19 protein-coding genes and 1 pseudogene are annotated in these 20445 nt (G+C 65.3%); 4 read left to right on the forward strand and 16 right to left on the reverse strand.

The genetic code is table 11. From position 1 onward, the window contains the following. A partial coding sequence (locus BMW76_RS27230) for a branched-chain amino acid ABC transporter substrate-binding protein (RefSeq protein WP_143062337.1) occupies window positions 1-707 on the reverse strand: 707 nt, incomplete at its 3' end. A 510-nt stretch (window positions 708-1217) separates the two neighbouring features. Between BMW76_RS27230 and sctQ the strand changes: the two genes are divergently transcribed. The 3 genes from sctQ to BMW76_RS27245 are packed head-to-tail and all read left to right on the forward strand — an operon-like array spanning window position 1218 to window position 3986. Further along, complete coding sequence (sctQ, locus tag BMW76_RS27235; RefSeq protein WP_090870886.1) at window positions 1218-2435, forward strand: type III secretion system cytoplasmic ring protein SctQ; 1218 nt, start codon at window positions 1218-1220, stop codon at window positions 2433-2435. Next, entirely contained in the window at window positions 2428-3096 is a 669-nt protein-coding gene (sctR, locus tag BMW76_RS27240; protein WP_090870888.1) for a type III secretion system export apparatus subunit SctR, read from the forward strand. Before sctQ ends, sctR begins: the two co-directional genes overlap by 8 nt. Beyond that, on the forward strand, window positions 3093-3986 hold the full coding sequence (locus BMW76_RS27245) for a lytic transglycosylase domain-containing protein (protein WP_090870890.1): 894 nt from the start codon (window positions 3093-3095) through the stop codon (window positions 3984-3986). Before sctR ends, BMW76_RS27245 begins: the two co-directional genes overlap by 4 nt. A 9-nt stretch (window positions 3987-3995) precedes the next feature. Here BMW76_RS27245 and BMW76_RS27250 read toward each other — a convergent pair whose 3' ends face one another. The 14 genes and pseudogenes from BMW76_RS27250 to BMW76_RS27315 form a co-directional block, all read right to left on the reverse strand. Further along, entirely contained in the window at window positions 3996-5027 is a 1032-nt protein-coding gene (locus BMW76_RS27250) for an EscU/YscU/HrcU family type III secretion system export apparatus switch protein (RefSeq protein ID WP_090870892.1), read from the reverse strand. Between the two features lie 23 nt (window positions 5028-5050). Then, complete coding sequence (sctT, locus tag BMW76_RS27255; protein WP_090870894.1) at window positions 5051-5854, reverse strand: type III secretion system export apparatus subunit SctT; 804 nt, start codon at window positions 5852-5854, stop codon at window positions 5051-5053. 47 nt (window positions 5855-5901) lie between these two features. Beyond that, window positions 5902-6405 (reverse strand): annotated as a pseudogene (locus tag BMW76_RS27260) (hypothetical protein); the annotation flags it as partial. Next, a complete protein-coding gene (locus tag BMW76_RS27265) occupies window positions 6398-7771 on the reverse strand; it encodes a FliI/YscN family ATPase (RefSeq protein WP_090871076.1) in 1374 nt (457 codons plus the stop codon). The pseudogene BMW76_RS27260 and the gene BMW76_RS27265, both read right to left, overlap by 8 nt. Window positions 7772-7779: 8 nt before the next feature. Next, window positions 7780-8409, reverse strand: a complete 630-nt coding sequence (gene sctL / locus BMW76_RS27270; protein WP_090870898.1) for a type III secretion system stator protein SctL — start codon at window positions 8407-8409, stop codon at window positions 7780-7782. After that, a complete protein-coding gene (locus BMW76_RS27275) occupies window positions 8391-9062 on the reverse strand; it encodes a SctK family type III secretion system sorting platform protein (RefSeq protein ID WP_245763403.1) in 672 nt (223 codons plus the stop codon). The genes sctL and BMW76_RS27275 overlap by 19 nt, the downstream gene beginning before the upstream one ends. 79 nt (window positions 9063-9141) lie before the next feature. Beyond that, window positions 9142-9978, reverse strand: a complete 837-nt coding sequence (sctJ, locus tag BMW76_RS27280) for a type III secretion system inner membrane ring lipoprotein SctJ (protein ID WP_245763404.1) — start codon at window positions 9976-9978, stop codon at window positions 9142-9144. 126 nt (window positions 9979-10104) lie between these two features. Beyond that, the gene (locus tag BMW76_RS27285; RefSeq protein WP_090870905.1) at window positions 10105-10602 is read right to left on the reverse strand and encodes a hypothetical protein; all 498 of its coding nucleotides are present in this window, start codon (window positions 10600-10602) and stop codon (window positions 10105-10107) included. A 149-nt stretch (window positions 10603-10751) separates the two neighbouring features. Further along, window positions 10752-10967: a hypothetical protein gene (locus BMW76_RS27290; protein WP_090870907.1), complete on the reverse strand. Its 216-nt coding sequence runs from the start codon at window positions 10965-10967 to the stop codon at window positions 10752-10754. Window positions 10968-11145: 178 nt separating this feature from the next. After that, the gene (gene sctD / locus BMW76_RS27295; RefSeq protein WP_090870909.1) at window positions 11146-12555 is read right to left on the reverse strand and encodes a type III secretion system inner membrane ring subunit SctD; all 1410 of its coding nucleotides are present in this window, start codon (window positions 12553-12555) and stop codon (window positions 11146-11148) included. Next, window positions 12536-14638 (reverse strand): type III secretion system outer membrane ring subunit SctC, encoded by a 2103-nt coding sequence (gene sctC / locus BMW76_RS27300; RefSeq protein ID WP_090870911.1) that lies wholly within the window; start codon window positions 14636-14638, stop codon window positions 12536-12538. Before sctC ends, sctD begins: the two co-directional genes overlap by 20 nt. After that, a complete protein-coding gene (gene sctS, locus BMW76_RS27305; RefSeq protein ID WP_090870913.1) occupies window positions 14638-14916 on the reverse strand; it encodes a type III secretion system export apparatus subunit SctS in 279 nt (92 codons plus the stop codon). The genes sctC and sctS overlap by 1 nt, the downstream gene beginning before the upstream one ends. Next, complete coding sequence (sctV, locus tag BMW76_RS27310; RefSeq protein ID WP_090870914.1) at window positions 14913-17108, reverse strand: type III secretion system export apparatus subunit SctV; 2196 nt, start codon at window positions 17106-17108, stop codon at window positions 14913-14915. Before sctV ends, sctS begins: the two co-directional genes overlap by 4 nt. 296 nt (window positions 17109-17404) lie before the next feature. Continuing rightward, window positions 17405-18253: a helix-turn-helix transcriptional regulator gene (locus BMW76_RS27315; RefSeq protein ID WP_090870915.1), complete on the reverse strand. Its 849-nt coding sequence runs from the start codon at window positions 18251-18253 to the stop codon at window positions 17405-17407. A 304-nt stretch (window positions 18254-18557) separates the two neighbouring features. Between BMW76_RS27315 and BMW76_RS27320 the strand changes: the two genes are divergently transcribed. After that, window positions 18558-19463, forward strand: coding sequence for a helix-turn-helix transcriptional regulator (locus BMW76_RS27320; RefSeq protein WP_090870916.1), 906 nt, complete (start codon window positions 18558-18560; stop codon window positions 19461-19463). 8 nt (window positions 19464-19471) lie between these two features. On the opposite strand, the gene surE is transcribed toward BMW76_RS27320, so the two are convergent. After that, window positions 19472-20254 (reverse strand): 5'/3'-nucleotidase SurE, encoded by a 783-nt coding sequence (surE, locus tag BMW76_RS27325; RefSeq protein WP_090870918.1) that lies wholly within the window; start codon window positions 20252-20254, stop codon window positions 19472-19474. Window positions 20255-20445 lie beyond the last annotated feature (191 nt).

Raw genomic sequence — 20445 nt, forward strand, 5'->3', positions numbered from 1 at the left:
ACGATCAGGCCCGCCTGGCCATCGAGCCCGCCGAAGTAGAGAAGATCTGCGTTGGCCGCCTTGATGTTCGTCAGTTGCGCATTGAACTCGACGGCTTTGTCGTTGGTATATTCCTCGGCCGCGATCTGGCCGCCGGCTGCTTGCACGGCCTTCTTGAATTCTTCGACCGCTCCCTGTCCGAAGGCTGTCCGGTCGTCCATCACCGCGATCCGCTTCGCTTTCGTGACCTTCACGGCATACGTGCCGGCGTTACCGGAGTTCTGTTTGTCCGTCGCGATGATGCGGAACACGTTGTTCAAGCCCTGGCGAGTAATCGCCGGATTCGTCGCCGCTGGATCGATCAGCGGGATGCCCGCGCGCGCGAAGATCGGCGACGATGGGAGCGCTACACCCGAGTTGTAATAGCCGACCACGGCCACAACGCCATCGTCGACGAGCTTCTGCGCCACTTGAACGCCGATGCGCGGATCGCCCTGGTCATCGACGGATGCGAGTTCGAACTGAACCGGCTGTCCGCCGATGTTGAGGTGTTGCGCGTTCGCTTCTTCCACTGCCAGACGCACGCCGTTTTCGATGTCCTTGCCATTGGATGCACCCAGGCCGGTAAGCGGCGCCGACACGCCGATTCGAACAGTTTGCTGTGCGCCGGCGACGAGCGGAGTAATACCAAGCACGGTCGCTGCGATGAGGGAAAGGAGCGTTTTCATGGCAGGGCAATCGATAAGAAGAATGTCACAAGTTCGAGCCGACATCGCGAGTCATCAGATCTGGCACTTCTGAACATTCGTTCACAAGGTTCGCGATTCGGCCCACCGTTCCACATAAAAAGTTCTCGCAAGTCATTCTCCGTCGAATCTCGCGCTTTTGTTGCTACGGGCAAATACTTATCCGTCGGGCCAGGAGTCTTGTGCACGTCGTTGCCGCCTCGAGCATCGAAGGTAAAACCTCCGGAGATGTGCAGCAGTCAATGCTTCAGCGCAGGCATGCTCACGCAACCGCAACCTCCTTCGTAGTTTCTACATGCACGCGGCGGCAACACGGTCGAAAGACTACGAGTCGCACTGCAAAATCGCGCGCGCCTATCCCTACAATCGACAGACTGGGCACGTTGCCGTTGCGGCAGCGCGCCTTCCTGTTCCCGGCACAAACGACACTCAACGCGACTTGATTCCGCCGTGCATGCCTTGCCTTTCTCGCGAGCCAACGTCGACGAGCGTATGGATCAGGTGATGGGCGACCCGCATACGCAAGGCACGCGTCGCGCCGAACCCGCACAGACGCCGCCCGCGACCGCGCTCGATGCGTCGCCTTACCTGCCGCGCCTGCCCGCCGCCGCGGCGCGCGGACTGACCAACGCCTATGCGGCGCGCGCGCCGCTGCCGCTGCGCCTCGGCGACAACACTTACGAGGTCGTCTGGCGAGCGGATGCCGAACCCGTCGCGAATGCGCACGCGTATCGCTTCGTCGTCGGCCCGGCGCATGGGACGGTGTGGATCGATCCGTCGGCGGAAGCGCAATGGCTCGGCGACGCAGCCGATCCTGCCGTGCCCGCCGTATTGCGCGCCGCGTTGCTCGCCGACCTGTGCGCGCCGTTGACGAAGGCGCTGCAAACGCTCACGCGTCAGCGTGTCGAATTGTTGCCGCCCGTTATCGATCCAACAGTTGCTCAAAGCGATGAACAGCCAACGCAGCCGTCGCACACCGACAGCGCCGCGCTGCGTTTCGAACTGCGGCGCGCCGACGATGGCTGGCGTTGTCACGGCGCATTGCTGTTCGATGTGCCGGACGCGCTCGGCGTGTTCTTCGCCGTGCCGCCCGCCGACGATGCCGCCTCGCGCGCGCAAGCCGCCAACGCGTTCGCGACACTGCCCGTGCCGCTCGCATTCGAACTGGGCCGCACGACGCTGACCGCGCAAGAACTCGCCGATGTCGAAGCCGGCGACATCGTGGCGATCGAACACTGGCGCACGCAGGGACAAAACCTGCTGTGCGTCGCGTACCTGCGGGCGACGCCCGCATGGGAGATTCTCGGCATGCCGTCGGGCAATCGTATCGTCGTCGAGCGAATCAGGGAGATGCCTTTGGAACCTACGCAATCGCCGGACGCGCCGCGCGCGCAGTCGTCACAATCGAATGCCACGCAGGACACGCCTGCTTCTTCCACGCAGTCCGCGCGCCCGTTCAACGGGCTCGCCGTCGAGCTGACGTTCCAGCTGCCGTCATGCACGATGCCGTTCGGCGAATTGAGCACGCTGCAACCGGGCGGTGTGATCGAGTTGCAGCAGGGCATCAACCAAAGCGTGATTCACATCGTCGCGAACGGCACGCAGATCGGCACCGGCCATCTGATCGCCGTGGGCCAGAAGCTCGGTGTGCGCGTCACGTCGCTCACGCCGCCCGCTGCGCATGCGCCGCGCGAGCGTCAGGATGGGTAATCTGCCGAATCCCGTCTCGCTGATCGCCGTCATCGTCGCGCTCGGCATTGCGCCGTTCGCCGCGCTGATGGTGACGAGCTACACGAAGCTCGTCGTCGTGCTCGGCCTGTTGCGCTCGGCGCTCGGTATACAACAGGTGCCGCCCAACATGGTACTCAACGGCATTGCGCTGATCCTGTCGCTGTTCATCATGGCGCCCGTCGGCATGAACATCCGCGACGCGTTGCAGCAGCGCAATTTCAATCCTTCGGGGCAGCTGTCGACGGCGGATATCGGCGCGCTCGCCGACGCCGCGCTGCCGCCCATCAAGGACTTTCTCGTTGCGCACACGCGGCTGCGCGATCGCGAGTTCTTCGTGAAGACGGCCACGAGCGTCTGGCCGAAAAGCCGCGCCGACGGTCTCAAGGACGACGACTTGCTGGTGCTCGTGCCGAGCTTCACGCTCGCCGAACTGACGAAGGCGTTTCAGATCGGCTTCGTGATCTACATCGTGTTCATCGTCGTCGATCTGCTCGTCGCGAACGTGCTGCTCGCGCTCGGCATGCAGATGATTTCGCCGACCACGATCTCCGTGCCGTTCAAGCTGCTTCTGTTCGTCGCGCTCGACGGATGGTCGCTGCTCGTGCACGGCCTCGTGCTGTCATATCGGGTGACGGGATGAAACGCGCGGGCTGCGCGGGCTGGCGGCAACTGTCGCGCTTCGCGTGTCTGCTGTCGTGCATCGCCGCGTCGCTCACGTCGCTCACGTCGCTCACGTCGCTCACAGCGCTCGCGACAAGCATCGCGAACGATGCAACAGCGCAAACGCACGCCGATCCCCGCAACGGCTTCGCGCAGCTCGCGCACAGTTGCGCGCCGAACGTCGATGTCGTCACACTCGCGGCGCTCGTGCGCACGGAGTCGGGCTTCAATCCGCTCGCGATCGGCGTGGTGGGCGCGCATCTCGCGCGTCAGCCGGCGTCGCTTGCGCAAGCGCTCGCGACGGTACAGGCGCTCGAAGCGCGCGGCTACAGCTACAGCGTTGGCCTGTCGCAAGTGAACAATCGCAACTTCGCAAAGTACGGCGAGACGGCGGCCACGCTGTTCGAGCCGTGCCGCAATCTGCGCGCGGGCGCCGCCATTCTCACCGATTGTTTCGCGCGTTCGAGCCGCGCGCCCGTCGATCAGCAGACGGCATTGCGCGCAGCCCTGTCGTGCTATTACAGCGGCAACTTCACGACGGGCTTTCGCGCGGGCTACGTCGGCAAAGTGGTGATGAGCGCGCGCATCAACGCGATGCGCGGCGGCGTCGAGCCGATACCCGTCGTCAGCGATGCGCACGCGCCGCCGCTTGCGCGCCGCGACCAGGCCAAGGCGCTCGGTGCAAGAGTCGACGAGACATTGAACGAAGTGCGAAGCCATGGCGCTTCAGCCACTCACGACACCGCGCGTGTGAGCAACATCAAACGCAGCGCGCCGTCGTGCAGCGCGCATCCGCTCGTGACCGTCTGCCGCGGACTCAGCGCGGCCCAGATTCGCGCGCTGTGCGTGCGCTGTCTCGACACGCATTGAAGCGCGCCGTCATCCGCTGCCCTTCGCCCATTTCAGCAGCCGCGCTACTTCCTCGAAGTGATGCGGCGAGATCGTGCCGTTCTCCGGCGTCGACTCATAGAGCGCTTCGGCGAGCCCCGTGTTTGCAAGCGTCGGCCGCAAGCTGGCCTGCGCGAGCTTCACGATACGCTCAGCGGCTTCGCCCTCGCCGCGCGCGAGCACCCACGGCAGCGTGCCCAGCCCGCCGTAGTACAGCGCAACGGCCACGCGCGACGAATACACGACGGCCGACGCATAGCCGATCCTGTCGCTCAGCGACGCAAGCTGCATCTCCATCGCGATCTGCTTGCGGCGTGACTGGACATGCGGATCGCCTTCGTCTTCCTTGTGCTCGCGCCGCACTTCCTCGATCGACATCTTCATCTTCCGGTTGAACTCGAACCGTTGATGCACGATGTCGATCAGCGCCATCACGATGAACACGAGCGCGGCCCAGCCGAACAGCAACAGCAGCAGGTGAGCGATCAGCGCGAGTATCGACAGCGGCCGCGTGAAGCCCGATTGCACCGACGGATCGAGCGATGCATAGATCACCCAGCCGAGCGTCGCGACGAGCAGCACCGTCTTGACGATCATCTTCGCGAGATTGACGAGATTGCGCAGCGACCACAGGTTCTTGAGGCCCTCGGCGGGATTGATCCGCGATAGCGACGGCGCAAGCCGGCTCCACGCCATCACGCCGCCCACCTGCACGAAGCCCGCGAGCAGTCCCGACGCAAGCCCGATGCCGACAAAGCCGAGCGTCGGCATCAGCCACGCGTGCGACCCGGCGCCGACGAGCGATGCGATCCGCTCGCCGGGATCGGGCGCGCCGACGGCGTCGAAGACAAGACGAAACAGCGTCTGCACGCGCGTGAACATCTGCGAGAGGCCGCTCGCGAGCGCGACGCACACGCCGATGAACATCGCAGTCGAAATGGTCTCCGCGCTCTTCGGCACCTCGCCTTTTTCGCGTGCTTCGCGCAGGCGCTTCGCGGTCGGTTGCTGGCTCTTTTCCGCCATTGCCAAAGCCCCCCAGCGGCCCGTCAGTGCGCCGACTGCAACAGCGAGCGCAGCAACGCGACCATGCCGCTGTCGGGGCTCAGCAGATCGTGCAGCGATGCATAGACGACGGGCAGGAACAGCACCATCATCATCATCGCGAGCGCGCTCTTCACCGGCTGCGAGAACGTGAACACATTGAGCTGCGGCACTCCGCGCCCGACGAGCCCGATCCCCGCCTCGACGAGCACCAGCACGATCACGACGGGCGCGGCGAGCTTGATCATCCAGACGAAGACGGCATCCGTCTGCCGCACGACGAACGTCGACAGCACCTGCGAGAAGTTCGGCAGCAGCGTGCCGACCGGCCACCACGCATACGACTGCGCGAACACCTGCACGATCATCTGCAACCCGCCCGCCGTCACGAAGAGCGCAATCGCGACGTAGTTCAGAAAGCCCGACGTGGGCCCGCCTTCATGGCCGCCCATCGGATCGAAGAACGACGCGTTGCCGCTGCCCGTCTGAAAGTCGATCAGATAGCCGATGCCCTGGATCGCGAACAGCACGGCGCTCATCGCGCCCGCGAGCAGCACGCCGACGAGCGCTTCCTTCGCGGCGAGCAGGCACCACACGAGAAACGGCAGATCGACGATCTGCGCGGGATCGATCACGGGCGCGACGAATGCCGCGATCACGACGGCTATCCCGTTGCGCACGAGGCCCGTCACGATCTCTTCGTTGAAGACGGGCACGATCAGCATCACGGGCAACAGGCGCGGCATCACGTAGAGCAAAGGCCGCGCGCCCGAAGCGATGTCGTTAAATTGTTGAGCCTGGTCTAGCATCGCGCGTCGCGGGTAAAGGGCAACGCGTCGTTGCCGTCGTCGCCGGATGCGCCAGCCGCTTGCGATACGCCGAAGCGCCTCGCTGCGAAGCTGTCCGCGAGTTCCTCGGCAGCCCGCTCCACGCGCGCGGCCCGCGAGCGCTGCGCTTGTTCGCCCGCTTTCTGGAGCTTGTCCTCGGCGGCCTGCGCGCGTCGTGCCGCGCGTTGCAGTTGTGCAAGCTCCGCTTCGTGGCCGTCGTGCGCGACGCTGGCCTGCTTCACTGAATCGCTTGCCCTGCCGATGCTCGCGTTGAACGTCCGCGTGTCGGCGACAGCCTCCTGGAAGCGACGCGCCGATCCGCCCTCGCCCTGCGCGAGCCGTTGCTGGATCGCCGCCTTCGCCGCGATCTGCTGATCGAGACGCTGCTGTGCTTCGTCGAGCGCGCGCCGGCTTTGCGCGGCGATGCGCTGCTGACGGGCCGCCGCGACGCGCGCGAGTTGCGAGCGCATTTCGCGCACGCGCTTCAGGCGCGCGAGTGTCGCAAGCACGGCTGCGTCGTCGGCATCAGACATGATCGTCCGCCAGTTTCGCGAGACGCGCGAGCGTCGGCTCGAACGATGCGTTGTCGCTTGCGGCCTGCGCGCAGAACCCGGCGATCGCATCGCGCGCGCGCAAGGCCAGATCGCCAAGACGGTCGCTGCCTTCGCGATACTCGCCGATCTGCACGAGCAGTTCGATTTCCTGATACTTCGCGATCAGTTCGCGCACGCGCCCCGCCGCGCGCTGATGTTTTGCGTTCGTCACGAGCGGCATCACGCGCGACAGGCTCGCGAGCACATCGATCGCGGGATAGCGGTTCGCGAGCGCGATCTTGCGCGACAGCACGATATGGCCGTCGAGAATCGAGCGGACTTCCTCCGCGATCGGGTCCGACTCCTCGTCGCCTTCGACGAGCACCGTATAGAGCGCCGTGATCGAGCCTTGCTCGCCCTGCCCCGCGCGTTCGAGCAGACGCGGCAGCACGACGAACGTCGAAGGGGGAAAGCTGCGGCGCGTCGGCGGCTCGCCGCTCGCGAGACCGACTTCGCGCTGCGCGCGCGCGAAACGTGTCAGCGAATCGACGAGCAGCAGCACGCGCTGCCCTTCATCGCGGAAGTGCTCCGCGATGGCCGTCGCGACCAGCGCGGACTTCACGCGCTCCATCGCGGGACGATCGGACGTCGAGACGACGAGAATCGAGCGCGCGCGCACTTCCGGCGAAAGCGAATGCTCGATGAACTCGCGCACTTCGCGGCCGCGCTCGCCGACGAGTGCGATCACATTCACATCGGCTTGCGCGCCGCGCGCGATCATGCCGAGCAGCGTGCTCTTGCCGACGCCCGACGGCGCGAAAATGCCCACACGCTGTCCGACACCGAGCGTCATCAGGCTGTCGATCACGCGCACGCCCGTCACGAACGGCGCGTCGATCATGCGGCGTGCGAGCGGATTGGGCGGCGGCTGTTGCGTCGATACCCACGCGCCGCCCGTCACCGGGCCCAGGCCATCGAGCGGCGCGCCGAGTCCGTCGAGCACGCGCCCGAACAGCGACGGCCCGACGGCGAACATATGCGCGCGGCCCGATGGCACGACGGTCGTTTCCGGCGATAGACCTTCGACGTCGCCGAGCGGCGTGAGCAGCGTCGTTTGCCGCGAGAAGCCGACGACTTCGGCAAGACGCGTTGGCTGGCCGGGCGTGTGCAGTTCGCAGATTTCGCCGAGCCGCGCGCGAATGCCCGTCGCGTTCAATATCTGCCCGACGGCATGATTGACACGCCCCTGCACCGACACGGGCGAAAAGAACGCGAGCCCCGCATCGAGATCACCGACGAGCCGGCCGCTGTCGAGCGGCAACGCGTCGTCGTCGCCGATATCCGTGTCGCTCGATGGCGTGTTCATCGCGCGGTTCATCGCGCGGTCCCCTTGAACGGCTCGCGGCGAATCGCCTGACGCAGCGCGTCGATCTGCAAATCGAGGCTCGCGTCGATGCGGCCCGACGGCGTTTCGACCGTGCATGCCTGCGCGCCAATCTGCGCGTCCTCGACGATGCGTATCTTCTGCGACTGCGCGTGCTGCACAGAAGCACTGCTGAGCGCTTCCTCCATTTCTTCGCGGCGTCCCGGCGCGACGTGCACGACGAGAAACGGCTCGTCGCGCACGAGCGGCAAGATGCGCGCGAGCGCCGCCTCATAGAGCCGCTGCGTATTCATCTCGCCGACGATCGCACGCACGGCCTTCACGACGATCCCGGCCATCGCGTCCTTCATCGATTCCATCGTCTTCGCGGCCGCGAGCGCCTGCGTGTAGCTCTGCACCGCGTGCTCCTGTTGCGCGCGCCGCAAGCCTTCCGCATAGCCCGCTTCGCGCCGCGCATCGAATTCGCGCTGCGCCGCCTCGACGATGCGTCCAGCCTCTTCGCGCGCAGTCGCGATCACCGCCGACGCGTCGAGCAGCGCCGCGTACTCGCGCTCCTTGAGCACCTTGCGCTCGGAGAGCAGTTGCAGGTTGTCGCTCGTAATCAGAAAAGCCAGTCCCATGTCGCGAACCTCTCGGGGATCAGGAACAGAAACAGCAGTTCGCCAAGCTGGTCGCGTTGCGCGTGATTCAGCAGATACGGCGCTTCGCTGTCGATGGCCAGGTTGAACTTGAGCGTCACACGCCGTTCAACGGCTCCGCCCGCCGCGCCGACGAAGTCGGCGAGCAGGCGGCCTCCGCGCGCACGGATTAGCGAAGGCAACGCGGCGGGATCGTCGCGCCACGGTTCGAGCGTCTCGCCGAGCGCGCCGAACTCCGGCGCGCGTTCGAGCGTCAGTTCGAGCGCATCCGCGCCGAGCTTGCCGACGATCTCCGCGCGCACGCGCCGCTGCTGCAACGCGTCGCGCAGCCACACGCGATGCAGCAGCAGCCCCGCATACGACGCCAGTTGTTCGAGCGCCGCGCCCGGCAGCAGCGCGAGCCGCGCAAGCGGCGTCGACGCATCGAAGTCCGTCTGCTCCGCGCGATGCAGCGACAGCAGATGACGCGCGATCAGGCGGCGGCCCGCGTCGTCAAAACGCGATAGATGCCGGTACGCGGCGGGCCAGTCGGCGGGAATGCGCGTCACGTGCAGATACGTGTCGGGCCGCAGATTGAACTCGCACACCATCCGGTAGAACGCGACATGCTGCGGCGGCGCGGGTGGTGCGAGCATGTGTGTCCAGGGCTGCGTCATCGTCATGCTGAATCATCGTCGTGAATACTCGCGGGCTTCGCGCGCGCAATGTGCACCGTCATGCACTGTCACGCGCGCTGTCGCTCATGCGCACGCCGCGCGTGGCGATTGCGGCACCCGACGCGCCGTTCGACGCCGCGCCGTCGCTGCGCGCGCCGCCGAGCAGCCCCGCCAGCCGCGCGCCGAACATGCCGCGCCGCGCGGCGGACAGCGCGATCACCGCGAGCGTCAGCAGGATCAGCGCGCCGACCAGCCAGCCGAGCGGCGAGTGCAGCCGCACGATGTCGGTGAGCGCGTTGCCGATGCCGTTCACGGGCGCCGCTTTGGTCGCAGCCGGTTGCAGGAACAACGATACGTTGTCGTATTGCAAGCCTTCGATGCTGTGCGCGACGAGATCCTTCACCATCGGCGCCATCGCGCGCAGATCGACGCCTGGTTTGTAGCGGATATACACGGCCGCCGACGACGGCTTGATCTTGTCCGCAAGCGGATCGTTCTCCGGTATCACGACCTGCACGCGCGCGAGGACCACGCCTTCGATATCCTGCAACGTATGCGTCAGATCCTGCGAGACGCCGTACAGATAGCGCATGCGCTCCTCGGCGGGCGTCGACACGAGCCCCTGCTTCTGGAACAGCTCGCCGACGCTCGCGTAATGCGGCTTCGGCAGGCCGTTCGCGTGCAATACGGTGAGCGCGGACTGCATGTCGTCGTCGGCGACTTCGACGAGCCACGCCTGCCGGTCCGACGCGTCGCGCGCATCGTTGTCTTTCGACGCAGCGATGCCCGCGTCGCCGAGCACGGCGACCATCTGGTTCGCCTCGGCTTCCGTGAGGCCCGAATACACTTCCTTCTGGCAGCCCGCGAGCAGCAGCACGAGCGCGCCCGCTGCCACGACGCGCGCGGCGGGCCCGAAACACGACGCTCGCGTGCGGCTATTTCGCGTATCGGATGGATCACATGGATCACATGGATCGCTTGTATCGCGCTTATTGCACGCGTTGCATGAAGCCGTCATCCGTCATTCCTGGTTCTTCAGAATCGAATGCGTCAAGCCATTGGTCGCCTGTGCGACGGCAAGGCTCAACTGGTATTCGGAAATCGTCGTCGTTGCGCTCCACTGGAAGTCGAGCGCCTGCGCCATCGACATCAACGGGTCGTTGCCGTTCTGCGCGATCGACGTGAGCATCTGCTCCTGATGCTTCTGCAAGCCCGAATAGCGCGTATCGAGATCGGTCGTGAACGTGCGCAGCCGTTCGACGAGCGACGAACGATTCGCGTCGGCGGGCGTCATGCGGACATCCGTCGATACGGGCGGCGCCTGCTGCGTCTGCTGCGTCGCCGATGTCGACGACGTGCGTTGCGCTGCGGACGGCTCGCTTGCATCCGGCGTCTGCATCAATCCGTCGAAACGCTTGACCTGCACTGCGTCGGGCGCCCGGGCCGCATCGGCGTTCGTCGAGGCCACGGCATTGGCGAGCGCCGCCGTCGAAGGCGGCGCGACACCTGAGACACTCATGATCTGTCCTCCTTGTGCTCATTCCGTCGACGCACGGGCAGCCGGCCGCATCGCGCGCGCACGAGGCCGCCGCCGATGCGCTTCATCGGCGTATGCGGGCATCGCGCGCCACGGTGGCGCGGGCGGCGGGCGACCAGCGGTGCCCGGCGTCAGGAGCGTCCCGCGGAACCGATATGCTCCGCTGCCTGCGATGCGGCCGTCCCGGCTGCCGACGTGACGGCACCCGTCGTCTGGAACGTGCTCGTCGAGCTTTGCACCTGGAACTGGATTTCGGTGAGCTTCTCCTGCGCCTGGATCAGCTGGTTCGCCTGGTTCTGGACTGCGCCCGTGTCCGTCACGGGACCCGTGTTGTTCGTCGTACCCATCTGTCGCTCCTTCATGCGTCAAGAAACATCCAGCCGCACGGCCCCATGCCGTGAGCCGTCACGCGAGCTTTCGCATCGAAGTCGATGCGCGAGCCTGCGTCCTGCTGCGCCACACTGCGCGCACGACATGTGCGGCTGCGTGTGCGGCTGCGTGTATGGCGAGAATCCTGTCGAGCCTTCATGGCTGTGTTGTTCCGTGTGCTTGCGTTGGGGTTGGCGCTGAGGTTCCCGTTGGGGTCGCGGTCGGCGTTTGCATCGGCGATGAACCCGGCGTTGGCGCTGCCGGCTTCGCGCCCGCAACGGCAGACGCCGCCACGCCCGATACCGGCAACGCAACGCCCGCCGCCGAGCCGCTCGCGACCACGGATGCCGCCGCAGCCGCCGACGCGCTCACGGGCGTTCCCGCCGCCTTGCCGCCGAGCGGCATCGTGATGCGGCGTCCATCCGCGTCGAACACGACCTCGTCCGCGCCGATCGACACGATCGTCGGCCCCTGCTTCATCTTTGCGCCTTCGAAATAGCGGCTGCCGTCGACGGTTTCGATGTAGCGCTGATCGCCGTCGCCCGCGAACACGGTAACGATCTCCGGAATGCCCGCCATGCCGCCGAGCATGCCCGTGCGAGCCGGCGCGCGCGGATCGTCATAGCGCACGTGATCGACGACTTCGAGCGCAGGCCGCGCGTCCTTCATGTAGTTCTGGATGCGCTGCGCGATCTGCGCGCGCGGCGCCGTGCCCGTCAGTTCGATCCGGCCGCGCCCTTCGTAGGTCACGTTCAGCGGCGTATCGCTGAAGTAGGTCTGCGCGGTCGCGAGCAGATCGCTGACGACATAGATGTTGCCGAGCGCCGCGTTGTCGACGCTCGCAACGACCTGCGCGACCTTCTCGCGCTCCGCGCCGTCCTTCACATAGCCGGAGACGAGCGCGCCGTCGTCGCGCGGCGCGACGTCGAGTTCGGGATAGCCGCGCAGCGCCTGCTGCAAGCGGTGCACGCGCGAGAGCGCCGATTCGTGCTGCCACGGCAAGCCGCCCGACCACGCAACGAGCCCATAGCCCAGTGCACCGAGCGCGACGCCGACCCACAGCGCGGCCAGCACGAGCACGAAGCGCCGGCTGCCGACGCGCCGTCCCGCATCCGCGAGCCAGCCGAGCCATGCGGCGTCGCGGCCCATCGGCGGCTGTTCGCTTTCGGCGGGGAACGCGACCGTCGAGAACGCATTGCGCGCGATGCCGAGCCGTATCGAGCCGACCGTCACGATGTCGGCGGGCGTCATCGAACGGCGGCCCGCGCCGAGCGGCTCGTCGTTGAAGAGCACGGATGCCTTGCCCTCGCCGAAGTTCTGCACTGTCACTGCAAGCGCGCCGACCTGAAGGCACAGCTGCTTCGCCGCGATCTCGCGATCGGGCAGGATCACTTCGCAATCGGCCGCCGTGCCGACCCAGTTCGCGCCGCGCGCGAGCGACATCGTGCGTCCATACATCGGGCCGCTCAGGAAGCACAGATTCCACGGCGACGCCGCCGTGTCCTGCGACGGCGCAGCGGGCGCGCTCAGCGCGGCGGCATGCGGATCAAGGGTGATCGTAGGCATGATCCTGCGTTCCTTGCGTTCCCTGCGGCGCGGTCTGCTGCATCGCTGCCGGCTGCGACGCCGCGTCGTCCGGCGATTGCGGCTCGGGCGGGGGCAGCGGCGGCCCGTAGCGCGTGCCCGGCAACGGCTTCGGCGTGAGCGGCACGGCGATGTCGTTATCGGGCGGCCGGTACGTCGCCAGCCCGTTCGCATCGGGCGTGCTGCCGATGTCCGGATTGATGGGCGCGCCATCGGGCCCATACATCGACGCATTGCTGACCACGCGCGGCGTGAGCAGATAGAAGCGCTCCATGTGCTCGCCTGTCTTGTCGGTGTACTTGAACAGATTGCCGATGAGGGGAATGTCGGAGAGCCACGGCACGCCGCTCTTGTTCAGTTGCACCTGATCGTTGTTGAAGCCCGCGATCAGCAGACTCCTGCCTTCGTCGATCATCGTCTTCGTGACGATGTTGCGCTGCTGGATCACGGGCACGTTCGACACCGATTGTCCCGGCACCACGTTCCCGTCCTGGATGTCGATCGACATCATCACGCTCTGAGCGTTCGGCCCGTGCGCGGCTGCGACGTGTGCGGCGGCGGCTTGCGCGGCGGCATCGTCGACGATCATCGGCGTCACCTTGATGCTCGTGCCCGTCGTCACGCTGTACAGCGACGAATCCTGAAAGCCCTGCACCTGCACGTAGAACTGCGTGAGGTTTTCGAGGATCGCCTCCGTGTTGTCGAGCGCGAGCACCTTCGGCTTCGAATGCAGTTCGGCCTTGCCCGTCTGCGCGAGCGCGTTGACGCGCGTGAGCAGATAGTCGCGCAGCGAGCCGCCGATCGACGCCGTGAGCGCGATGCCCGTCGGCATGAAGGTGCCCGTCTGCCCCGGCTCGGTCGTGCCGACACCGAACGTAAGAGGCGGATTGCCGCTGCCGTTGAACTGCGTGTTGCCGTTGAGCGGATTCGCGCCGTTGCCGATCTGCACGTCGCCGTGCGTCGTATGCAGACGCCAGTCGATGCCGAGACTGTCGAGCGAGTTCTCGTCGATATCGATGATCGTCACGTTGATCTCGACGATGCGCGGACGCACGTCGAGTTCGTTGATCAGCGACTGGTAGCGGTACATGTTCTCCGGCAGATCGCGCACGAGCACTGCGTTGATCGCGGGATCGGCTTCGATTTGCGGCAGCGTATCGCTGCCTGCCGACGAGTCGTTCGAAAACGGCACCGAGCTGTCCGGCGACGCGCCCCTCGCGCCATAGCCGCCGTAACCCGCCGGCCCGCCCGCGATGTCGGGAAACTCAAGGCGCGGCACCGCGATCGTCACGCCCGAGCCGAGCTTCATCTGCCGCGCGGCCGCGCCGAGCGTCGCGTTGGCCGGCACGTAGTTGTTGCGCGTGCCGCCCTTGCCGTACAGGCGCTTCAACATCGTCGCGACGCCGGGAATCACGACTTCCTTGCCCGAGCGGTTGATCGTGAAGTCCGATGCCCAGCCGTACTTGAGACGGAACGCGCGCACATCCGCGAGCTGCCCGTTCGACGACGGATTGCCGACCGTGCTCACGGCCTGGTGCACGAGTTCGATATAGCGGCGCGGCCCGGACACATAGATGCTGTTCGCGCGGTCGTTGATGACAAGTTGAAACCGCTTGTCGGTGATCTGCATCGTCTCCAGCGCGCGGCCGATTTCGCCGGCCGAATTCGGTGGAATGGGAATGACCTGGCTTTGCGACTGATCGGCGGGATCGACGTAGAGGAACGAGCCGTCGTAGTACCACGTGAGGCCGTAGGTCGAGCAGATCGTATCGAGCGTCTGCTGCGGCGTGCCCGAGAAGCGTCCGCTGATAGTGCCGTCCACTTTCGGATCGACGACGGCTGTCACGCCTTGCGACGAAGCCAGCTCGCGAATGAAGTCCGCGATTTTGCGGCCGTTCGCGACGATCGTAAATGGCCGGTTGCGCCAGCGCAGCTCGGCCGCGCGCGCGGGCTGCGCTAGCGAAGCGACGATCGACATCGACAGCAGCGCGACCACGGACAGCACCGCGAGCGCGTTCTGCGCGCGCCTTCTGTCGAACTGGAACGGAACGGCACGTAGGCCCATCAGAGAACACCCGTCGAAGAAACGAACAAACGCGTCAGCGCCTGCTGCGCGAAACGCAGCACCTCGCCACCCAGCCAGCCGGACAACACCACCAGCGCGACCATCACGGCGATCAGCCGCACGGCGATGCCGATGTTCGCGTCCTGCACCTGCGTCACCGCTTGCAGGATCGCCACGATCAGGCCGACGACCGTCGCCGTCAGCACGATGGGCAGCGACAGCAGCAGCACGAGCACGAGCGCCTGTTGCGTGAGATCGAGGATCGTCGAGCTCGTCATGGCGTGGCCTGTGACGTGCGAACTTCGGCGCCAGCGCCGACCGTGCCGTCGTCGGGGGGATTCTTCACCCAGCCCACGGTGTGCAACTGCACGTCCTCCTCGATCTCCTGATACGACAGCACGGGCAGATCGGGCAGCACCGGTTGCAGGATCGACTTCGCGTAGCGGCGCGCGCCGAGCGCGACCATCACGGCGAGCCGCGCATTGCCGTGCTGTGCCGGCGCGGCGCTCGACGCATTGACGATCGCGCGCACCTGCTCGCAGATGTCCTGCTTGATCGCGCTGGAAAGCGCCAGAAAATTGCCCTGCTTCGTGCGCATCACCGCGTTCTCGATGCGCTCCTGCAAGTTCTGTTCGAACAGCACGACGCGCAACTGGCGCGCGGCGCCCGCGTGGCGGTCGGTGATCATCCTGCGCAAATCGATGCGCACGAGTTCGACGAGCGCGATCACATCGTCGGGCTCGTTCGGCGCCCACGTGATGAGGCTCTCGAAGATCACGCGCAGATTGCGGATAGGCACCTGCTCGGCAAGCAGGCGCCGCAACACTTCCGTCACGCGTTGCAGCGGCACGAGCCGCGTCAGTTCGCCGACGAGTTCGGGGTGATCGCGCCGCACCAGATGCACGAGCGCCTGCGTTTCCTGAATGCCGATCAGCTCGTCCGCGTGCTGCCGCACGATCTGTTCGACGTGCGCCGCGAGCACGGCTTCGTTCGACAGATGCTTGCCCTCCGCGGGCGCGTTTGCGTCTGTCCTGATCCAGAGCGCGGTCGCGAACGGACCGAACGCTTCCGCCGGTTGACGCTCCGCGCTCTCGGGCAACGGCGACGCGCCGTCCCACATCAGCCAGCCGGGCTTCAACGCGCCGTGCGCGGCCAGCACGTCCTGCAGATAGATCCGATAGGTGCCGCCCGGCGCGCTTTCGTCGTCGTTCAGCGTGATGCGCGGAAAGACCGTGCCGATATCGGCATCGACGCGCGCCTTCGCGGCCGACAGCGCCGACTGCAACTGCGCGAGGTTGAGCGCGCTGCGAAGATCTGCGGCCAGTGTGACGGCGATCAGCGACGTCACGCCCGCAACATGCGAAACGCGCGCCGCTTGCCCTTCGCCCTGCGCGCCGTCGACGCGGCCCGCGATGTTGATCAGGTTGAACGACGGCGCGGTGGTGCGGCGCTTCATCTGCACGATCGCGACGCCGCCGAGCGAGAGCGCGATCAGCGCGAACGACCATTTCGGAAAGCCCGGCACGATCAGAAAACCGGCGAGCACGAGCGCCGCGATCAGCAGCGCGCGCGGATGCGCACCCAGTTGTTCGCCGAGTTGCTCGCCGAGTTGGCGTTGGCGCGCATCGCGTGTCGCGACACGCGTCGTCACGATGCCCGCCGCAATCGACACCAGCAGCGACGGAATCTGCGATGCCATGCCGTCGCCGACCGTGAGAATTGCGTAACGCTGCAACGCGTCGCCGATGCTCATGTCGTGCATCACCGTGCCCACTGCGATACCCGCGACGATATTGATGAACGCGATGACGAGGCCCGCGATCGCATCGCCCTTCACGAACTTCATCGCGCCGTCCATCGCGCCGTGCAACTGCGATTCCTGCTCGAGCTTTTCGCGTCGTTCTCTCGCCTCTTCCGCGCTGATGATGCCCGCGCGCAGATCGGCGTCGATGCTCATCTGCTTGCCTGGCATCGCGTCGAGTGAGAAGCGCGCGCCCACTTCCGCGACGCGCTCCGAACCCTTTGCGATCACGATGAACTGCACGACGGCGATCACAAGAAACACCACGCCGCCCACGACGACGTTATTGCCGACGACGAGGCGCCCGAACGCGTCGATCACGTGGCCCGCGTTGGCGTGCAACAGAATCAGCTTGCATGAGGCGATGTTCAGTGAAAGGCGGAACAGCGTCGTGAACAGCAGCAAGGCCGGAAACGACGAAAAGCTCACCGCAGACGGCACATACGTGGACACCGTCAGCAACACGACGCTCACGGCGAGATTCAGCGAGATCATCCCATCGAGCGCCGCTTGCGGCAGCGGCAGAATAAACAGCGCAATGACGGCGACGATGAACGCCGCGAGGAACAGATCGGCGCGCGGCGCCGCGGCGCGGCGGGCGCCGGACACGCTCGCGCCAGCGGGAAACATCCGCTGCCAGCCGCGCGGAAGCGCCTTGAGATCTGCCATCGTCGAATGCCCACTCCCTGTTTGAAACACGGTTTGTGATATCTGCTGAGGCGAATCGTGGTTGGACCCGTTGTGCGCAAGCGGTCCTGATCGGCCTGGCGCGCCGCGTGATCGGTGGACATGCGCGAGACGGTTTTCGCAGCGCGCACGCCGCCCGACACCCGACGGGTATCCGGATGCGATCGAGTGTAGCGGCGCGTGTGTTTATAAATTTCAGTGCACCTCGTAGGCGCACTGACGCTTTCAGGGTGAACCGCGCGCGTCACTACGAAACGCGCGGCGGCGTCACGGAACGTTCACGCACGCACGCGCCGCGCGGCGAGATACGCAAGCTGTGCGCGATTCTGCACGTTGAAGAGCCGTTCGAGTGTCTGGATGTGATAGCCGACCTTGTGCAGCGAGATATGCAGCGCATCGGCGATGTCCTGATCCGACAGCCCTTGCACGAGCCGTTCGAGCACGGCTTCCTGCTCGTCGTCGAGCGTGATCGCGCGCGCCCGCCGCACGCGCGACGCGATATAGGGCTGCGCGAAACGATGCACGGCGAGGCTCACGGCAAGTGCCGTGCCGATGACGCGGTCGTTGATCCAGTCTGCATCGCGCAACTCGGAAGTGAGCCCGACGCCGACATTCAAATCGAGTTGCGGCGCGGACAGGCTGAAGATCACGCCGCTATTCATCCCGTGCGCCCGCAACGATGCGGCGAGCGCGAGTGCGCGACGGTCGCCCGTGCGCTGCGCCTCTTCGTCGATGCGATCGAGCCGCCATGCGACAGGAAAGCCGCTTTGCTGTACTTCGGCAAAACGCGGATCGGATGCGTACCACATGCCATCGAAATAAGCCTGTACGAAAGAAACAGGCGCGAGATCGCGCAGTACATAAGCCTGCAATACGCGCTGCCCAATCATTTCATATGCGCCGTAACTCAGCGTGCTAAATCCCGCCGCGCGCATACGCGCATGGATTTGACAAAAATCGAGTTCGAATGGGTCGGATTTTCCGGCCGCCATCCGGGAGCCGGTAATAACGACATCGTTATCGCCGCGCGCATCGGCGGCGTGATGTACCGGCAAATGATTTCGATGCGCTTGAACATCCGCCTGTGAAAACCATTCGACAATGGGCGCGCCTTCGTGGGGTGTCATAAAGAGCCGTTATCTCGTTCTCTTGTTCTGTCGACAACACTTCGAACCCCGATATGTCACTGGCCTTTTTATATGTATTGCGCACATTCGTTTTTCATTTGGCGCACTTTGTTCTGCGACATATTACTTGAGTCTACTTTCGTATGTACAATGCCCCCGAACGCTTTAGTGCTTCCCTTTAATGCCTTCTTTTGCTTTTAACATTCGTTTAGCTGTTGCACGCGCGCAGCGCGATCTCTACGCAAAAGGCCGTTGATTGGCGATCCTGCGTGAAATCGGCGATGCCGCATCAAGGACTGCGCCAATGTCTGAAGTCGTGTCGAGCCCACATTCTTCCGCACGCAGCGTTGCGCGAGGCGCCACCGCATGCGCGAATGGCGATGCCGCGCTGAATGCGCGCCGCATTCCCGTGGTCTGGTACAACGACTCAAAAGAGGCTGCCGTCGAACAGAAGGATGCGCCGCGGCTTGGCGTAGCCGAAATCTTGTCGAGCGCGCAAAGCGAAGCGGAACGCGCGCGCATCGTGTCGAGCCTGCTGCATCTGACGGGCTTTTCGACGTTCGCGTACTTTGCACTCGAATTTACAAGCGACCGCGTGGAGCGGCTCTTTTTGCACGAGGCATTCACGCCGTCAACGTATCGCGGCGAATACGTTCAGCGTCATCACTTCAATGTCGATCCACGCACATTCGGCGCGCGCATGTGCAACATGCCGATCGTGTGGGACTTGCGCAATCTTCGTCAGCACGGCGAGCCTCACGGGCTTGCTTTGCCCGACGAACGCGAAGCCTTCGCCGATTTCCTGCAGACGATGCGCGACGATGCGATGTGCAGCGGCATCATGTATTCGATGGCGATGCCGGGCACGCGGCTGCATGCGTTCATGAGCTTTACCGCGCCTCGCCGCAATCGCGACTGGATCACATCTGCGACGGTCGAACAGGCGCTGTCGATAGGCCTGTCCGTACACAAGTTCGGCTCACCGAAACTGATCGCTACCGCGCGCGAACATGCGGCCAACCGGCTCACCGCATTCGAACAGAAACTACTGACGGGAATCGCAGAGGGCGCATCCGACAAGGAAATCGGCCGCCGTCTCGACACCAGCGCGCACAACGTCGACTACCATTTACGCAAGCTGCGCAAGCGCTTTGGCGTGTCGAACCGGATCGAACTGACTTATCTGACGGCGAAGATGGAATTGATTTGAGCAGGTACTCATGTACTCAATGATGCCGCGAGCTTCGCGTAGGTGTTCTCGTCGGTGCGATCGAAATAGAGCGGCGTTACCGATACGCGCCCCGATGCCACCACGGCCGTTTCGCTATCGGGAGCGTTGTCGCGCGGGCCGCGCTGGAAACGCAGCCAGTGATATTCGAGGCCGCGCGGATCGACCTGCGGCAGCACTTCGATATCCTGGACCAGTCCCACGCCTTGCCTCGTCGGCGTCAGCGGCCCCGCAGCGGATGCATCGACAGCGGGGAAATTGACGTTCAGGCACACGGGCGCATCGTGCTCGATCGCGAGCAACTGGCGAATCACGCCGGGCGCGAGCGCACGAGCCGTGTCCCAGCGCACGTTCTCGCGGTCCGTGAACGTCTGGCTCAAGGCGATCGACGGCAGCCCGAGCAGCAGTCCCGTCATCGCCGCGCCGACGGTGCCGGAGAACATCGTCTCGACGCCAAGATTGCCGCCGCGATTGATGCCGGACAGCACGAGCGTCGGCGGCGCTTCGCGCATCAGATGACGCACGGCCATCACGACGCAATCGCCAGGCGTGCCGACGACGCCGAAGCGGCGTTCGCCTTGGCGGCTCACGCGCAGCGGCGAATGGAGGCTGATCGAGTGCGACGTCCCGCTCTGGTCGTGCTCAGGTGCGACAACCCACACTTCATTGGCGAGTTCGGCGGCGACGGCTTCGAGTACCGCAAGACCCGGCGCATCGATGCCGTCGTCATTGGTCAGAATAACGCGCGGTACTTTTGAATCAAAAGCGGACATCAAGGGATCTCCTGTATGGGTGGCGTTGGCTGTGGAGGGTTGTGTTCCCGGTTGCGGTTGCGGTTGCGTTTGCGTTTGCGTTGGAAAACCCAGGCATCCGCGATGGGCAGAGCGTATCAAAGAAAGAGCATCGCGGACATTGAGCGCAAGAACCCTCAGCCCAGCGCGGCCCGCAGATGCGAGATGGTCCG

This window comes from Paraburkholderia diazotrophica (assembly GCF_900108945.1).
Classification (GTDB): domain Bacteria; phylum Pseudomonadota; class Gammaproteobacteria; order Burkholderiales; family Burkholderiaceae; genus Paraburkholderia; species Paraburkholderia diazotrophica.

Bases quoted from the DNA above. Each gene is read 5' to 3' on its own strand.
- sctR (WP_090870888.1), top strand. From the start codon at position 2,428: ATGGGTAATCTGCCGAATCCCGTCTCGCTGATCGCCGTCATCGTCGCG.
- BMW76_RS27320 (WP_090870916.1), top strand. From the start codon at position 18,558: ATGTCTGAAGTCGTGTCGAGCCCACATTCTTCCGCACGCAGCGTTGCG.
- BMW76_RS27315 (WP_090870915.1), bottom strand. From the start codon at position 18,253: ATGACACCCCACGAAGGCGCGCCCATTGTCGAATGGTTTTCACAGGCG.
- BMW76_RS27285 (WP_090870905.1), bottom strand. From the start codon at position 10,602: ATGAGTGTCTCAGGTGTCGCGCCGCCTTCGACGGCGGCGCTCGCCAAT.
- BMW76_RS27245 (WP_090870890.1), top strand. From the start codon at position 3,093: ATGAAACGCGCGGGCTGCGCGGGCTGGCGGCAACTGTCGCGCTTCGCG.
- BMW76_RS27290 (WP_090870907.1), bottom strand. From the start codon at position 10,967: ATGGGTACGACGAACAACACGGGTCCCGTGACGGACACGGGCGCAGTC.
- sctT (WP_090870894.1), bottom strand. From the start codon at position 5,854: ATGCTAGACCAGGCTCAACAATTTAACGACATCGCTTCGGGCGCGCGG.
- BMW76_RS27265 (WP_090871076.1), bottom strand. From the start codon at position 7,771: ATGAACACGCCATCGAGCGACACGGATATCGGCGACGACGACGCGTTG.
- sctD (WP_090870909.1), bottom strand. From the start codon at position 12,555: ATGCCTACGATCACCCTTGATCCGCATGCCGCCGCGCTGAGCGCGCCC.
- sctQ (WP_090870886.1), top strand. From the start codon at position 1,218: ATGGATCAGGTGATGGGCGACCCGCATACGCAAGGCACGCGTCGCGCC.
- BMW76_RS27275 (WP_245763403.1), bottom strand. From the start codon at position 9,062: ATGCTCGCACCACCCGCGCCGCCGCAGCATGTCGCGTTCTACCGGATG.
- sctV (WP_090870914.1), bottom strand. From the start codon at position 17,108: ATGGCAGATCTCAAGGCGCTTCCGCGCGGCTGGCAGCGGATGTTTCCC.
- sctL (WP_090870898.1), bottom strand. From the start codon at position 8,409: ATGGGACTGGCTTTTCTGATTACGAGCGACAACCTGCAACTGCTCTCC.
- sctC (WP_090870911.1), bottom strand. From the start codon at position 14,638: ATGGGCCTACGTGCCGTTCCGTTCCAGTTCGACAGAAGGCGCGCGCAG.
- surE (WP_090870918.1), bottom strand. From the start codon at position 20,254: ATGTCCGCTTTTGATTCAAAAGTACCGCGCGTTATTCTGACCAATGAC.
- BMW76_RS27250 (WP_090870892.1), bottom strand. From the start codon at position 5,027: ATGGCGGAAAAGAGCCAGCAACCGACCGCGAAGCGCCTGCGCGAAGCA.
- sctS (WP_090870913.1), bottom strand. From the start codon at position 14,916: ATGACGAGCTCGACGATCCTCGATCTCACGCAACAGGCGCTCGTGCTC.